The following is a 14,655-nucleotide window of genomic DNA, read 5'->3' on the forward strand; positions in this document are numbered from 1 at the left end:
TACAACAATAAATATCCCCCCTAGGATGCCATATTTCGACATTAGGAAGGTTTTTCCTTCTTTACACAGGTTCGTCTGCTGCAGAACTGCTTCATTCCAGTCCACTCACCCCATACACATCGCTTACACTTATCTGGCTGCTTTGGCTTATAACGAGGTCGCTGCAGCTTAGCAGTGGCGCCCGTGCCGGCCGCAGCAAAAACGCTGCGCTCTTTGCTATTAAAAGAATCTGTACTTAGTAACTAGATACGTATGACAAGACCATTTTAACGAGCTGCTGAAAACCGAGTCAAAATATCAAAATGTTATATTCACGAATTATCCCCACTTAATCCCGGATGATCTTCAAGTTGCTCACTCTTTTGATATTCTTCTCAGAAAGGTTTATTCTGGAAGAAACCAAAAAGGAGGATATCGCTTGAGGATTTTTGAGATTCTATGGAATGAGGTTATTGTAAAGCGAGTACTCATGGTCGTTCTGGCATTTGGATTGCTCGCAGCATTCGTTAAAGCTATTTCATAAACAGAAAAAGCGAGAAGAGGTACGCCCCGGTTACAATTGCCGCATTCATGCGGCTCGTGCGTGTCATTCTCGCCTTTTTCTATGCTTACATCCTATCATGGGAAAACCGTCACGTGGTGCTCAACTTAGGGTCGATCTACGTTCAGCTTGTGTTCACTTTAGGGTCAAAAATCGCTTTACGTACGAACTGCACATTAATCATTACTTGGATACCCTTCCGAATCAACCCGCATCTTGTATCTGATACCACCGAGTTGAATCTCACTATTATTCAATTTCTCAATCTCAGCTGGGGTCAGCGGTCGACAATCATTTTTCCTAAACTCAACATCAGCAAATCCGAATCCTTCAACAAAATTTCCAATGAAGTGATCCTGTGTTTCCGACTTTACAAAGATAAGATCATCTTTATCACGGCCGATATCTCCTAGTTTGTGAATGGCTGGGCTTCCGCCCTTCAAAATCATGTAACGTTGTTTACTCATGGTTTTCTGTCCTTCCTTTGCAATATATAGTCTATACGTTAAAACTCCGCGTCATCCTGTTCAAAAAAACCCATAAGCTTCAAACTATTGGCAATGCTTTCGGTTCCCTCAAGTATCTTCCTCCGGATCGTGCTGTCAGACAATCCATGTCGGAAAAACAACAACGTCTCTTTGTAAGAGTAACCCTGCATGAACCTGTAATCGACTGCCTTCCTTGCCTCGTCGTCCTGGATTAATCCAATGGCCCTCTCGAGCTGCCTAGTGTAAAACTGATATTTCTGATATACCCAGCGCTGCTTTTCAATCAGAATCGTAGCGTTGGCCGTCTTATCAGCATGAAGGTCCTCCTGATCGATCCGGCGGGCTGCTTCGCCATCAATGGCCACTTGCTTTAAATCTTCTTCGAATTTCTCAAAATCCTGCATGAGCATCGTCATCTCTTTATATTTTCCGAGCAGGAATTTTGTACGCTGGATCTCCGCTTCATTTGCCTTTGGAAAGAGTTCCCCTTGTGTCCATGCCATCGCCATTCCCCTCAATCCCCTTTATGTTATAATCATTGAGAGGAATATATTACCGATTGACCCCCGCCCGGCCAAGGATTAGGGGGTCTTTCATTTATAAGCCTTAATACTCGCCTCCACGCTTTAGATACTTGTTCCGGTACCCTTTCCGGGGTGCGGTGATCTTATATTTTAAACCGCTGTTTCTGGGTTCAGGCGGCTTGTCTGCTCCGATCGCCTTGAGGTGAGCAGCAATCTTTTCTGGCGGCCAGAACTCACTTTTCCCTTTATCCAGCATCGGACTCACCTCGACCCTCAAACCGATATATGATTTCTTCCACGACTTCGCCGATCCCCAGCTCAAAGTTCCATTCCTCTTCGAACCTTTGCTTCAACCAATCCAGTGAGGACTGAAAATGTGCCAACTGCCGGCCCCGGTCATGGAATCGCTGCCTGTCCGCGTAATATTTGCTATTGATCCGGGCGATTTCTTCTTGAGCTGTTAGCAGCTCCTTGTCACCAAGCTTAATGGTGGGTGCGGGTGGGGTACCGGATATTTCCCTCCTCTTAATCAGCACTTCAACACTAACCTTGCATTCTTCAGCGTAGAGGTCATCACCGTTTGCTGTATCCTCCACGTCCGTAAACATAGAGTGAGAGAGATCGTAGAACAGTTCGAACCTACTCAAACCTTCCCGCTTGTAAATTTTGATTCTATTCTTGTACTTATAGATTTCTTTGATCCCGGTAGCGGCCCACATTTTTAAAAGCGCCAACTCTAGATCTATTAGTTTTTCTTGAATATTCACTGGACCCGACCGCCCCTCTTATTCTCAGCATGCATTTCCGCTAAGCCGTGCCAGGTGTCGCTGTGCTTCGTGGACCAGCTGCGGGTTTCAAACTGCTTCTCGCCGAGGGCGATCAGCGTCGCCCAAGGCTGGATAATTGTTTTGGCCTTCATATCCGATCACCCTCATCTCCAGAAACCTTCGAACACTCGTCGCATACAGGTTCATAATCAAATTGATCTGGATAAAATTCTGTGCCGCATTTAGTACAATGTTCTGGCCTCTGATCCAAAGGCAGGTTGTTATAGTCATCTTGCATTGTTACCTCTCCTTAATGGGCCGTAGCCCCTGTATTATCGAACCCAATTGAATCCTCTGTAGTGGTCCTCGACAAGATAAGCCCGCCCACGCGGAACAAAGTTGTTAGGCTCCACTTTCAGCACGCCGGCTTTCGTTTGAATATATCCGCGATCGGCAATCTCAGCACCTGCAGCAACGACCATCTTGATCTGCTCAATGCGGCAGCCGGATTCGATCAGCGGATCCAGCGCCTGGTCAATCAACTGAATTGCCTTAGGGGAAATAGCCATTTCATCATCTCCAATTATTTTTTGGGGGGAGAGGAGCCCCCCTCCCGGATCAATCAACCAGTGTCTGGTCACAATCTTCAGGCATTTCGCATTTTGTACTTTGGTACCAAACCTCTAACTTCAAACCGTTTTGGCCAAACTCACCGATATAAAATTCATACTCTTTCTCGGTAGTAGCAACTTTTAGAGTCTCGCCTGAAGCACCAACAACACGTCCTTCAATATCAATAAAATCCCCTTCGCTATCAATACCGCTTACCTTAACGAACTTCCATTCCAATTCAGGGTTAATAATCCATCCTCTAACCGCAATTTGCATGTCTACGTCTCCTTTTCAAAATAACTCCATTTGGCCAAGCTCCAGATCCTTCAGCTGGACATAATTCGGTGCCTGCTCCCAGGCATCACCGCCATTACCACGAAACTCGTATTGCCACGCTCCTGCGCCGCCCGAGTGGCGGAAGTACACGATCTCCAAACCGTCCTGGGCCATTACCCGGGTGACAAACCTTGCCGGGCCGCTGCGGATGGTGTTCAAGTCATGCGTCCAGATTCCGGGCGGAGACCTACGGATCTCTTCGCAAAGAGCCGCCCCTTCCTTCCAAGTTATTCTTCGAATCACGACGACCCCACGCTTTGCACCACTCGGATCGTCCTCGGCCCCCGGTTCTTTCTGACACATCCCTTTTTAACAAGCGCCTCGACAATACTAAACGCTGTAGAAGCTGAACTGTATCCCATATGTTCGCTGATCTCTCTCACGGTAGGAGAGTATCCGTTCTTTGAAATAAATGCTTTGATGAATTCAAGAACCTCGTACTGACGCCGTGTCAATGGCTTGTTGTTCAAAATGAGCCCCCCTAGTAATTATGATGTTCTCTTACCGCTTCGCTTTCTTTCGCTAATTTTTCGATATATATCAGCCATGATTATGCCAGTCTTCGTTAGCTCGGCATCGTTATGAAGCAACCCTTTCCTATTAAGAACTGATAACTGACTTTGCTTGATCAGTATCAAATTATCCAGATCGATATTGCGCTTGTTCTGGTCTGCAAAGAGAATTACATGTCCTTTTGGAATAGGACCATACTTCTCTTCCCAAACAACCTTGTGTTTATGCCTCCACCGTTTATGCCAAGGGCCCTCATCCGAAACTTTGATCAGCGTATATCCATCCCGATCAATGCGCTCAGTGCCTATGGGTTTGTAATTCAGCGAACGCTGCCCTTTCTTAAACGATGTGCGGTTGCCTCCGACATTGTACAATCCCTTCGTACCTTTGTTTGGAGGCGATTTCCCCTCAGAGCCTCTTAATCCACTAGACAAACCATGGTTTTTCTTCCATGTCTTCATTTGCCTGATTGTGAGGGTTATCTTAAATGTTTCGTTCACAATATTGGTCAATTGGAGGTTAGACAAGCCCTTAACGTTTCTGATAACAAATTCCGCTTGCTCAGTAGTTAAAAGTCCTTGTGGTATTGATTTTCTTTTTTTAGGAACGCCACTTCTTATCTTGTGATTAGCCTTAAAGCTTTTAACCTGACTCTCCGTAATTTTTATGCCGAACTTGGCATAGAACAGCTCCGCGATTTCTGAATTGTATTTGCCTGGTGCGTTCTCTCGTATAAATTCTTTTTGCTCAGACGTATAACGAAGCATCAGCTGCCACCTTCAAGCATTTTAGGAATTTTTGTGTCTGCGTTCATTCGATCATCAGCGAGCTTTCTGGCTTCCAAAACAAGGGTTCCATTCGCAATGATCTGCGATGCTACACTTGTTACAGCCTTAGCTCTGTTGATCTCATCCGCAAGTTTTTCTCCGGTCAACTCCTCATCGCTTAACCGTTCTAATTGAGCAAATAAATGGTTGTTCAAATCTCCTAATGTGTTCCGCATACTTCACACCCCCAACGAATGGAACTCTGCACCCTCGGTATCGTCAATCGTGATCGTAGACATCCCGTCCCAATTCTCACGGATCTCCTTGGCTTTTGATTTAACAGCGGCTGCTTGTTTCGGCTGCAGAACAATCTCCATAGCTTCCTCGTAATGCTGTGCTGCCTTTGCATATGCTCTGCTATGCATGTAATTCATCCAGTTCCAGAATTTTTGATTACTGAAGGTTTTCACCTTCTGAAATACTCGTCTGCGAGTCTGTTCATCCACCGTTAATTCCTCCCGGATCGTTTCTTCTGATAAACGTGTGCGAATATATTGCCGTGCTTTCTTCTGACGGCACGTGCCCATTTTGATGCGCGTTCTGTAGGCGTGTAAAGCGGTCTTGTCTTCGCTTCCTCTACTGTCCACCCGCAATCCCTGACTCTCTTTCGGAATGTCTCGTACGAGATCCCGTTGCGAGCGGCTTCCTGGATGTCCTCGGGTTCAAAAAGCCTGATTCTGTAGTTGTCTAGATTTTTGATAATTTCCTTCGTATTCATAATTGGTTTCGTCGCTGCGTCTTGCTTTGACCAGCCACGGTAAACTCTTTTGAAATAGAGCCTTTTAGATATCCCGTTCTCTTCAGCAATATCCAACCATTTACGATGGATGGTCGTCTTCCTCGGCGAGGTGATGACCGCTCTATCCTTGTCCCATCCGAGTCCGCGGACTCGATGATTCACTAGTTCTCTTGAAACACCATTTCGGGCAGCCAGTTCATATTTAGCCGGCGTGATGTAGTAGTCATAAACCTTCACAGGTTCTCCCCTCCATTCTAGGAACTGACGTTCTGTAAGAAGCATGTATTTAGGTACCCCGGTCAGCTTCGACCGGGGCTCGCTTGCATCTATCCTCAGGCCACGCCGTGGCTCATCATTACCTTTTTGACTTCTTCCTTGTACTTGGAAATTTTGCCGCTCAATTGCCCAGAGGTCATCCCCACTTCTTTAGCGATCTCCCTCCAAGTCACTCCATCCTTCCGTTTACGCTCGAACAACTTTGGGAAGTCGAGCTGAAGGTCCGGGAAAGATGGGCGCTGCGAGAGGATGTATTGTTCCAACTCTTCCGGGCTGATCTCGACGTCGCCAGCCGTCTGGTTTTCCTCGGCAGCAGCTGCAGTGCCATCCTCCCCCGATTCCTGATCAGTATCCTCGAAGCTCATTTCCCGATCGCTTGGGGGATGTTCGCCTTCCGGTTCCTTCATCCATTCCGGAAGATCGGATCCTTCCTCACCCATAATTCCCTTCTCATAGTCACTCAACTCGTCGCTTTCTTCTGCCGACGGCTCCTCTTCCCGCTCTCCTGCTTGATCCTCTTCACGATCCGATTCTTCTCCTGTGCCCGGTTCATCAAGCGGCAGCTCTGCCTGATTCTCATCCGTTTCAGGCTGCTCGACCGATGTCACCACTCCAGAAGCATCCGCTGTCACGCGTCGGCCGCCTTGGTAAAGTTTGTAGGCATCGTCTTCGTCCTCGTCAAAATCGAATGACATTTGCGGATCCCCTACAAAGATATTTACTTCATTACCTTGGCTATTGCTTAGAAAATTCAGATATGGTTGAGCAGCCTTCAACGGAATTAGTATTTTCATTTCTACATCTGAACCTTTGATGTTGATCCCTTTTTGAATTTCAGCTGTGAACTTTGCATAACTTTTATCCATCCCTATCACTTTCCCCTCGTAAAATATTTAGGATAACTCTTTGATTTTGAGCTCAATTCGCGGCCGGCTGCTGTATCTCTTTTGAACAAACACCTCGACCACTTGGCTGTCATCCTTCCAGATGATCCCTTTCAAGGCGTCCTTTACACCCTTCAGGTAGTTGTCCACATCAGGCTTCGTAGTTGGCCGCAGCTCCCCGGCCTCCGCTGCCTCTGCCTTCCGCTTGCTAAAGCTCTTGGGCATTGATCGGTAAATAGTGAGCATCATCCCGATCGGCCCTTCCAGAAGTCTTGCAGGCGCGTGCTCTGAAGCTGCAAGCCTGACATAATCTTTATAATCCCGGGACTTCGCCGGGTCATATGCCTTAACGAACCCGCCGGCGGTGCTGAACTTTGGCCTTCCCTGAGCGACCGGCTCGCCGTATACGGTGAACTGGATCATATGGCGTCGCCTCCCTTCTCGATTCCCCTGTCAGTACAAACACTTCGCCTATCAAGCAACCGGAATCGTCGAAAATGATGTCGTATGGCGTATCTTGAAAAAATGGGTCCAATCTCTTGCTACTTCGCAATGGATACGCCCCCGATCGACATGGCCAGATTAAATTCCTTCATGCCTTCTTCGATAAGAGCAGGCTCCATGTCAGCAAATTCGGCGAGCAGCTCCTGTTGATCCGGTACCTGACCGGTATGAATCATCCGTTGTCGCATGTACTCGTAGACGTGCCAGTGACTCCACCTACTCATCACGCACCCCGCCGAATCGTCCGCGAGCTGCCACTGTACCGATGAATCAAGACCATAGCTGCAGGTGTATCTCGCTCTACGAGCCAGTTTCCGGGGTTGAGTCCCCGATCTTTGATTTCAATTCTCTGCCGCCTCGTTGGCCGCTTTCCGTTCTTCATCTCCCATTAGCCTCCTTGCTTACGCCCATTGGCGCTTATCCATATTGACCACCTTGTTTTGGCGTGGTGGTTGCGGACCAGGATCCGCATGAACCCGATCGTAATTGACGAATTTATTAAACTGCTTTAAGAACACCAGCTCGACCGTGCCGACCGGGCCGTTACGCTGCTTTGCAATAATGATCTCGATGATGTTCTTCTTCTCGGATTCCTTGTCGTAGTAGTCATCCCGGTACAGAAAAGCAACGATATCCGCATCCTGTTCAATCGATCCGGATTCCCGAAGGTCGCTCATCATCGGGCGCTTGTCCTGACGCTGCTCCACGCCGCGACTGAGCTGGGACAGGGCGATAATCGGAACATCCATTTCCCGGGCCAAGTGCTTCAGCGTCCGGGAGATCTCTGATACCTCCTGCTGCCGGTTCTCCGGTCCCCGGCCCTTGCTGGCGCCTGCGATCAGCTGCAGGTAATCGATCACGATCAGACCGAGGCCTTCCTGTTTCTTGAGGCGCCGACATTTCGAGCGGATATCATGGACCGTAATGCCTGGTGAGTCGTCGATTACGATATTGGTCCCGCCGAGGACGCCGGCAGCATTCGCCATCTTTGTCCAATCCTCAGCCCCCATATCCCCGATCCGGAGTTTGCTCGCCTCGAGTATGCCCTCCGCACTGACCATCCGAGTGACCAACTGCTCTGCGGACATTTCCAGACTGAAAATAGCAACTGGCTCCTGGACACGAGTGGCCACGTTCTGAGCAATATTCAGCGCGAAGGCCGTTTTTCCGACGGAAGGCCGCGCTGCCACAATGATCAGATCACTATTTTGTAAGCCGCCAAGGATGGCATCGAGGTCCGTGTATCCTGTTTCGATCCCCGTGACCTTACCTGTTTTGTAGACTTCGGCTTTATTCTCGGTCGACTCGATAACATCAACCAAAACATTGCTGATTCGCTTGAAATCCTGTTTTGGAGCTACTTGATCTGCCAACGTTGTCGCAACCTGTTGGGCTGATGCGACCAGGCGCTGTATGTCTTCACCCGCTGCGGCAGCCTGTATCCCGGCCATACTCGACCGGATATACTCACGCACCATGAACTTGTTTTGTACGGATGTGACGTAGGATTCTATATTCGCTGTCGTCGGCACCGAATGGGCTAGTTTGGATAAGTAGCTGACGCCGCCAATATCCTCAAGCTCTCTCTGATCCTGTAGTCGCGAAGACAAAGTCACCAGGTCAATTGGCTGCCCTTCCTCCACCAGCTCCACCATCCTGCTAAAGATGATTCGATGCTCTGCACGATAAAATGCGTTCGGAACCAGTGATTCAACGTACTCGTACACTTCCGGATTGATCAGGATAGCGCCTAGCACTGAGCACTCAGCAGCCAAATCATGCGGCATTTCGGGCAAAATCATGTCAGGCACGTCCAAGTTTTGCATAGATGGACTCCTTCCAACCTGGCGGTGGTGGGCACGCTTCCTGTTTCGCGCGGGCTCTCTCGGCAAAATAATCTTCGGTCAACGACTTCATGCGGTCACGCTCGATCTGTTCCCCCAGAGCCCCCCGGATCTCCGCAATGTTGGGCGGATACTTGCTCGTTCGAATATGTTCGTCCACATTTTCTTGAGCTACCTCAAAGGGGAAGTCCTGGAGATACTTATGGTCTGCCTTTACTCGATCTACCGAAGCGTCAAAGGCTGGATAGTATTTCGCTATGTGTTTGTAAAGCTGGGCAACCTCAACGATTTCCACGCTTCTTCTCCTCCTCGATAAAGCGGTCTAGTTCGTCCATTTGTGCTTGTTTTTTATTTCGATAGCCTCGTTGTGGAGATTGTCCAAGGGCGACTGGCACGTGCGGCACCGCACCAGTTATGGAGTCATCCACCTGCATTTTTGCCCACTCGTCTAGGCAGCGAGGGATGCAGTAGGCCATGTTTCGAATCTTGTCCCAAGCATGTTTTGGCTTGTACTCAGCAAATGATTTGTCAATGCTTTGCTTCACGATCTCTAACGGGATCCCCGTAGCAACCATCTTTTTGATTTCTTCGAAGTCGGTAGCGCTGACGCTAAGCCCCTGCCCTCTACGCATGCAAAAATGTCTCTCGACCTCATAGGCAAGTTTTAAAATGGTTTCAGGATCCGTAATAACAGCAACAGCATTGTGTATCTCTGTAATATCTTTATTAGATCGGAAGTTTTCTTCCGGGTGATCGGAAGATTCCTGCCGATCTCTGTCATTCAGATCGGAAGAATGTTGCCGATCTCCTGAGTCAGAGTGGAAACTTTCTTCCGGTCTGTTTTTGAATTTTTTGGAGTTTCGGACCGTAAAAACGAGTCCGTATGGCGCTCTGGTGACTTTTATGTATTGGTTATCTTCGAGCGTCTTGATCCACGACCGGATCGTCCGGTCCGATACCCCAAATTCATCTTCAAGGTCGCTAATTTTAACTGGCTTGTTCCCAAGGACGATTCCCCAGACAATTCCGTCCCTTTCGACTTCCTTCGTCGTGGAGCTGATGCACCAAAGGAACAGCCAAATTGCTGATCCTATTTTTTTGTAATGTCTATGTTCCAACAATCCGGAGTACATCGGAAAAGGGTAACTGCCTTCGGGCATTCGCTCATCCCCTAACTAGGATTCAATCTCTTACGACTTTGATGAAGGTTCCACTTGCTCCTTTCCCTTGGGCGCCTGTCTGCAGCCCGTCCGTGAGGGACTCGAGCATTGTTCCGAGCATTGGTCCGTACCCTTTAGGTTTAAAGTCAAATCCGATCAAAGAGCCGAGTGTAAAGGCGACAGAAGTATAGAAATGACCGTGCTGCTCAATCCCCGCCTTCTTCGCTTCCTCGTTTTTATCAGTAAGGAAATCTACGATCTCCTTTGTACGCTGCTGCAGCTCCTCATTTGTCATTTCTTTCATTTGGTTCATATCGCACGCTCCTTCTTGATTCGTTCTTTCCATTCCTTGTCGCCCAGGCATTCGCTGGGTGTTACCTCAAAGTGCCGGCGCCCGAGAACATAGGAGACAAACTTCCCAGTCGCCCGTTCGTAATACATTCCGTTTAAAGCAGGTTGTTCGGGCTTTTCTTCGTAATCTCCGAAGAGATCTAACTGAACGGGTTCATTCATCCTTGATTCCCCCTGTCGTCCCGAAGGTACACGATCGGATATTTGACTTTAACAACCGTCCACCCGGGATAGCCTCGAGCGAAATACTCGCGGGTCTCCCGCTTAAACTTTTCCGGGTCAGATTGCATTAAGCTCCAGATCCGCTTGCCCATCATGCTGCGCATTAAAGGTTTGCCGTCGATCATCGCCCGGCCACCCGGACCATCTTTCCGGTCACTTCCTGAATCTCCCGCTTGAATCGCTCCTCATCGCTGTTACCATCCGATAAGTGCAGCAGCCAAATCTCTTGGACTTTGCGGGTATCATTGGCTTTCAAGAAATCTTTTACATGTTCCAAGCCAAAGTGCGACTTCAGCAGCCGCTTCATTTGTCCTGGATGCAGGTGGCCAGACGCCACCCGTTCCCTTACGATGTCCATCGAATAATTGCATTCCACCATGATGTGGGTTAGATCCCGGAATCGATGCCGGCAATAATAGGTGTCCGTCAAAAAGACCAGCTTGTCCCCAGCCGTATTGGCCAGAAGGAACCCCAGCGGCTCCTCAACGTCGTGCTGTATGTCAAAGGGGAGAATCGACCAGGTGCCAACTTGAAACGGCTCCATGGCCTTGATGACCTTCAGACGATGCCCGGAGAGCCCCTTGGCATCAGCTGTCCCCTGACTGGTATAAACGTCCACTCCGGCCTTCATGATGTCCTTAGCGGCCTTACTATGGTCTATGTGTTCATGGGTGATAAGGCAGCCGGCAATCTCAGTCATGCGAAACTTCAACGCTCGCTGCAGAGATTTGAAAGGAAAACCGGCCTCCAGCAGGAGAGCGGTATGCCCGTCCGAGATCCGGTAGGCATTGCCCGCGCTGCTGGAGCCGAGGCATTGAATATCGATCATCAGAAATCAGGCCCCTCAGTGCCGATCGGAGGAATATCGTCCGGATGGATCTCGAAATCCATTTCTCCTTGACCAGCCGGTTCTACATTGCTCTTAGATGAACGAGCTGTTTCCTTTGGCTGTTCCGGCTCCGGTTCGGGCTTAGCAGCCGTAGGAGGTGTAATGTCGATAACTTCACCATTTGCATTGGCTGTTATCTCAGCCTCAACCTCAGCTTCTGCAAGCACCTCGTCCTGACGCTGGAAGTGCTTCATTATCAGGCTGCCATCATCAGAAGTGTTCATATATGTTTTGCAAGTTCGATTGATAACAGTTCGTTTTGCCATTTCACCCGGAAACTCATTGTGGGTGCTGTTTTCCTTATCCGGATTCTGCTTTGATTTCTTCCAGGCTTGACGGATCTCTTTCATCGTCATCACCTCGGTGTATTCTCGACCATCGGGCCAGTAAATCGTGCAATAAGCCCCCGCAATCTTGCTGTCGTCCATATTGGAAAAGCTCGGCTTATGTTTTGTGATTTTTTTTCGGCCGCGAACAATTTCAAATTCAAACTCGTCGCCTTCATAAATAATTTGTGCATCGATATCTTCGGCCCCGGTTACTCGTTTAGTCACGGCCATCGTGCCAAAATAACTGCGCTGAAAGGTTAGAGTCTTACCGTAAACAATGAAGTAGCCTTGTTTCTTAGCAGGGTTCAGACCCTGCACAACCATATCCAATAAGGCATTGGCGATACTGTCCCGACTGCAAACTTCCAAGGCTGGTTTATAATCCTTGGTCTGCACTGTCTGGAGAAGCAGCCACGCCGATTTCATAGCATTCTCTGGACTATAGTTTGCGGGGAAGTGTATCTCCCCGCGCTCTTGGAATTGCCGAACCTTATCTGCTACTACATCAACTGTGTCGCGCTTTACGAGAGCCAATTGTTGAGAGCTCATTTTTAGATCGCCTCCTGCATGTTGTTGTGGGTTACGACGCGCAGCTTCTTATCATTCTCGGATACGACCAAACGGATCAGCTGGGCCTCGGTGTCGATCAGTTGCGTAACCGATTCAGCGTTGTCAATGAAGATTGGTGCGATGAAACCATAGTGTTCGCTGAGGGTGTTGATAATGTCCAGACCGACATTGATCTGAGCGGCATTGTTAAGTCCGCCGTCATATGGAACACCGTTATAAAGCGTTTTGCATACATCGTTCAGGCCGCCATTGAGTTGTTCTTCAAACAGCCGGAACCGGGCGTATTTGAATTTGCTGTTGATTTTAGACTCGAGTGCGGAAACCTTGGTTCGCGTAAACTCCTCCGTCAAGTAGAGCTCATGCTGCAGCCGCTCGTATTCGGCAGCCAGTTTGCGCTCCTGTTCAGTCAACTCAGCGATTCGTTTCTCAATTGAGGCTGCTGCTGCAATTTTTAACTTATCCGATTCGAGCTCGTTAACCTGATCCCTGAGCAAACTGATTTCGGCTTGAACCTTGCTTGCAGCGTCGGATGTGGAGGACCGAAGCTGCTCAATTTCAGAGCGTACGGCCTCGGCCTCCATCTGTTTGGCCCGGTACTCTGGATCGTCGGCCGGATCGGAGACGGCTGCCTGTAGGTCGGCTAGCTTTGCTTCAGCTGCGGATACCTCTTCTTGCTTCACCGCCAGTTTCGTCTCTAATGCGGACAAGCTCTCTTCCAAATCAAACATGGAATGCTTGAGCTTTCTAACCTCTTCTGCAATGGCCTTACCTTCGGCAGAGATACGTTCAAGCCGCTGGGATTTGGAAATATTGAAGTCAGCCAGTGCCTTGTCCTTCGCAGCCTGTACTTGATCAGCTGGGAGAGCTTGTCCGCATGTCGGGCAATTATCGTCATGCTGATGTTCATGGGCGGGGAACTCCAACCCATTAGCAGCATGCCATTCCTCCCGCAGCCGTTCCGCTTGGCTCTCAGCTCTTGCGATTTGCCGCTTGTACTGTTCAATCTCACGCTGCCCGGCAGAAATTCGCGCTTGCAACTCGGATGCTTCGCCGCGCAGTTGCATCAATCGTTCTCTTTGCTCGTTCACGGCTTGCAAGCCATCTGCTTGGACTCTGTGTTTGATGTCCGTCAGTTCAGCGTTGATCTCGCGTAGAAGAATCTCCTTGGCCGACAGCTCGCCCCCGGACTGGATACGCTGCAGCTCCGCGGTCTTGGCGTCTATCCTGCCGCGCAAGGTGTCGATGTCTTCCTGCAGCAGTTCAGCGTCCAGATCGGAGACATCCGGCATGTCACGGTATTTCTCGTCGATCCTTGTCGGGATCTCTTTTATTTCCTTATTGATCTCCGCAAGCGATGATTTAATCGACTGCTTGTGCTTTTCAACGGTTCGCTCCTCCAAGATTGCTGCCAATGGAGTTAGCTCCTTGTTGCTGGCGATAATCTCCGCATCCGTCATATCTCCGCAGACCTCTAGCAGTACTTTTCGGCGGGCTTCCGGCTTCAGCACCTCGTTGAAATAAGAAGGGCTGGTCAGAAGCTTGAAAACATCCTCGCTGATCAATGCATCAACTTCGGCCCTGTACTCTTTTTCCTTAACAGGAACCCCGTCGACGAAATAATTGGTTGTATGGCCGTCGAATACAGATGTGGCTGATCCCCGTTTCTGTGTCCATTTTTCACTGAACACTCTCCGGAATGTTCGGCGTCGCTGGTTAACCAGAAGGACTCCCTCAACTTCATGATCAAGGCCATGCCGTACAACTTTGCCGGCCTTGTCCAGTTCTTTTATTTCAAACTTCTGTTCGGACCGATTGGCACTATCCTTTCCGAACAAAAGCCAAGTGAAGCCATCAAACAATGTCGTTTTGCCAGTTGCATTATCACCAAAGGCATCCACATTCCCGCCGTTGGCGTCGAGAACGAATTCACGGAATCCCTTAAAATTACGGAACGTCAGACGCTCCAGGACAATCTTCTTCAAGCGATTTCCTCCTTAACGGAATACTCGAGGCCGACGTCTTGAACTGTTGGCTCGGGTGATTCCGGATATTTTATTTTTTCGAAATGCTGACGAATCGCGAATTCGATCTCAGCCAGCTGTTCGTCATTGCAGTGGACCTCCACTATGCCGCTTTTTGCCCGGATCGACAGGATCGTCGGCGTGTACATTCTTTGAGGCTGTACCGTGGCTTCAACGCGTTCGCCAGTAATATCAAGGGACATCGCTGCTCCCATGCTGGATCACTCCCTCTTGTGTGATTCGCCCCCATCTGCTAAT

The 14,655-nt window shown here is 49.1% G+C and carries 24 protein-coding genes and 1 pseudogene; all 25 read right to left on the minus strand.

The window, feature by feature from the left end; genetic code table 11:
• Nucleotides 1–717 precede the first annotated feature (717 nt).
• The gene (locus MKY82_RS22135; RefSeq protein WP_339294358.1) at nucleotides 718–1,008 is read right to left on the minus strand and encodes a hypothetical protein; all 291 of its coding nucleotides are present in this window, start codon (nucleotides 1,006–1,008) and stop codon (nucleotides 718–720) included.
• A gap of 38 nt (nucleotides 1,009–1,046) precedes the next feature.
• Complete coding sequence (locus MKY82_RS22140; protein WP_339294359.1) at nucleotides 1,047–1,532, minus strand: hypothetical protein; 486 nt, start codon at nucleotides 1,530–1,532, stop codon at nucleotides 1,047–1,049.
• A 266-nt stretch (nucleotides 1,533–1,798) separates the two neighbouring features.
• Nucleotides 1,799–2,320, minus strand: coding sequence for a hypothetical protein (locus MKY82_RS22145; protein WP_186332825.1), 522 nt, complete (start codon nucleotides 2,318–2,320; stop codon nucleotides 1,799–1,801).
• A 65-nt stretch (nucleotides 2,321–2,385) separates the two neighbouring features.
• Nucleotides 2,386–2,472: pseudogene (locus MKY82_RS22150) on the minus strand (2-oxoglutarate dehydrogenase E1); the annotation flags it as partial.
• Nucleotides 2,473–2,652: 180 nt separating this feature from the next.
• On the minus strand, nucleotides 2,653–2,889 hold the full coding sequence (locus tag MKY82_RS22155; protein ID WP_144866234.1) for a hypothetical protein: 237 nt from the start codon (nucleotides 2,887–2,889) through the stop codon (nucleotides 2,653–2,655).
• A gap of 49 nt (nucleotides 2,890–2,938) precedes the next feature.
• A complete protein-coding gene (locus tag MKY82_RS22160; RefSeq protein ID WP_339294360.1) occupies nucleotides 2,939–3,208 on the minus strand; it encodes a hypothetical protein in 270 nt (89 codons plus the stop codon).
• Between the two features lie 15 nt (nucleotides 3,209–3,223).
• Entirely contained in the window at nucleotides 3,224–3,571 is a 348-nt protein-coding gene (locus MKY82_RS22165) for a hypothetical protein (protein ID WP_339294361.1), read from the minus strand.
• A gap of 185 nt (nucleotides 3,572–3,756) precedes the next feature.
• Complete coding sequence (locus MKY82_RS22170) at nucleotides 3,757–4,548, minus strand: HNH endonuclease signature motif containing protein (RefSeq protein WP_339294362.1); 792 nt, start codon at nucleotides 4,546–4,548, stop codon at nucleotides 3,757–3,759.
• On the minus strand, nucleotides 4,548–4,784 hold the full coding sequence (locus tag MKY82_RS22175; RefSeq protein WP_339294363.1) for a hypothetical protein: 237 nt from the start codon (nucleotides 4,782–4,784) through the stop codon (nucleotides 4,548–4,550). Before MKY82_RS22175 ends, MKY82_RS22170 begins: the two co-directional genes overlap by 1 nt.
• Nucleotides 4,785–4,787: 3 nt before the next feature.
• The gene (locus MKY82_RS22180) at nucleotides 4,788–5,054 is read right to left on the minus strand and encodes a hypothetical protein (RefSeq protein ID WP_339294364.1); all 267 of its coding nucleotides are present in this window, start codon (nucleotides 5,052–5,054) and stop codon (nucleotides 4,788–4,790) included.
• Between the two features lie 2 nt (nucleotides 5,055–5,056).
• Nucleotides 5,057–5,584: a hypothetical protein gene (locus MKY82_RS22185; protein WP_339294365.1), complete on the minus strand. Its 528-nt coding sequence runs from the start codon at nucleotides 5,582–5,584 to the stop codon at nucleotides 5,057–5,059.
• A gap of 95 nt (nucleotides 5,585–5,679) precedes the next feature.
• The gene (locus MKY82_RS22190; RefSeq protein WP_339294366.1) at nucleotides 5,680–6,489 is read right to left on the minus strand and encodes a hypothetical protein; all 810 of its coding nucleotides are present in this window, start codon (nucleotides 6,487–6,489) and stop codon (nucleotides 5,680–5,682) included.
• Between the two features lie 27 nt (nucleotides 6,490–6,516).
• Complete coding sequence (locus tag MKY82_RS22195; RefSeq protein ID WP_339294367.1) at nucleotides 6,517–6,930, minus strand: RusA family crossover junction endodeoxyribonuclease; 414 nt, start codon at nucleotides 6,928–6,930, stop codon at nucleotides 6,517–6,519.
• A gap of 119 nt (nucleotides 6,931–7,049) precedes the next feature.
• Nucleotides 7,050–7,235: a hypothetical protein gene (locus MKY82_RS22200; RefSeq protein WP_339294368.1), complete on the minus strand. Its 186-nt coding sequence runs from the start codon at nucleotides 7,233–7,235 to the stop codon at nucleotides 7,050–7,052.
• Nucleotides 7,235–7,393 carry a hypothetical protein gene (locus MKY82_RS22205; protein ID WP_339294369.1) on the minus strand — a complete coding sequence of 53 codons (159 nt, stop codon included), beginning with the start codon at nucleotides 7,391–7,393 and terminating at the stop codon, nucleotides 7,235–7,237. Before MKY82_RS22205 ends, MKY82_RS22200 begins: the two co-directional genes overlap by 1 nt.
• A 19-nt stretch (nucleotides 7,394–7,412) precedes the next feature.
• On the minus strand, nucleotides 7,413–8,837 hold the full coding sequence (gene dnaB, locus MKY82_RS22210; RefSeq protein ID WP_339294370.1) for a replicative DNA helicase: 1,425 nt from the start codon (nucleotides 8,835–8,837) through the stop codon (nucleotides 7,413–7,415).
• A complete protein-coding gene (locus MKY82_RS22215; RefSeq protein ID WP_339294371.1) occupies nucleotides 8,815–9,150 on the minus strand; it encodes a hypothetical protein in 336 nt (111 codons plus the stop codon). Before MKY82_RS22215 ends, dnaB begins: the two co-directional genes overlap by 23 nt.
• Nucleotides 9,137–10,015 (minus strand): hypothetical protein, encoded by an 879-nt coding sequence (locus MKY82_RS22220; RefSeq protein ID WP_339294372.1) that lies wholly within the window; start codon nucleotides 10,013–10,015, stop codon nucleotides 9,137–9,139. The genes MKY82_RS22215 and MKY82_RS22220 overlap by 14 nt, the downstream gene beginning before the upstream one ends.
• Before the next feature lie 22 nt (nucleotides 10,016–10,037).
• The gene (locus MKY82_RS22225) at nucleotides 10,038–10,328 is read right to left on the minus strand and encodes a hypothetical protein (protein WP_339294373.1); all 291 of its coding nucleotides are present in this window, start codon (nucleotides 10,326–10,328) and stop codon (nucleotides 10,038–10,040) included.
• On the minus strand, nucleotides 10,325–10,528 hold the full coding sequence (locus tag MKY82_RS22230; RefSeq protein ID WP_339294374.1) for a hypothetical protein: 204 nt from the start codon (nucleotides 10,526–10,528) through the stop codon (nucleotides 10,325–10,327). The genes MKY82_RS22225 and MKY82_RS22230 overlap by 4 nt, the downstream gene beginning before the upstream one ends.
• Nucleotides 10,525–10,713, minus strand: a complete 189-nt coding sequence (locus tag MKY82_RS22235; protein ID WP_339294375.1) for a hypothetical protein — start codon at nucleotides 10,711–10,713, stop codon at nucleotides 10,525–10,527. Before MKY82_RS22235 ends, MKY82_RS22230 begins: the two co-directional genes overlap by 4 nt.
• A complete protein-coding gene (locus MKY82_RS22240) occupies nucleotides 10,710–11,417 on the minus strand; it encodes an MBL fold metallo-hydrolase (RefSeq protein WP_339294376.1) in 708 nt (235 codons plus the stop codon). Before MKY82_RS22240 ends, MKY82_RS22235 begins: the two co-directional genes overlap by 4 nt.
• On the minus strand, nucleotides 11,417–12,355 hold the full coding sequence (locus MKY82_RS22245; RefSeq protein ID WP_339294377.1) for a recombinase RecT: 939 nt from the start codon (nucleotides 12,353–12,355) through the stop codon (nucleotides 11,417–11,419). Before MKY82_RS22245 ends, MKY82_RS22240 begins: the two co-directional genes overlap by 1 nt.
• 2 nt (nucleotides 12,356–12,357) lie before the next feature.
• On the minus strand, nucleotides 12,358–14,358 hold the full coding sequence (locus MKY82_RS22250) for a hypothetical protein (RefSeq protein WP_339294378.1): 2,001 nt from the start codon (nucleotides 14,356–14,358) through the stop codon (nucleotides 12,358–12,360).
• On the minus strand, nucleotides 14,355–14,612 hold the full coding sequence (locus MKY82_RS22255; RefSeq protein WP_007132781.1) for a hypothetical protein: 258 nt from the start codon (nucleotides 14,610–14,612) through the stop codon (nucleotides 14,355–14,357). The genes MKY82_RS22250 and MKY82_RS22255 overlap by 4 nt, the downstream gene beginning before the upstream one ends.
• Between the last annotated feature and the right edge of the window lie 43 nt (nucleotides 14,613–14,655).

Source organism: Paenibacillus sp. FSL W7-1279 (assembly GCF_037969845.1).
In the GTDB taxonomy this organism is placed as follows: domain Bacteria; phylum Bacillota; class Bacilli; order Paenibacillales; family Paenibacillaceae; genus Paenibacillus_AQ.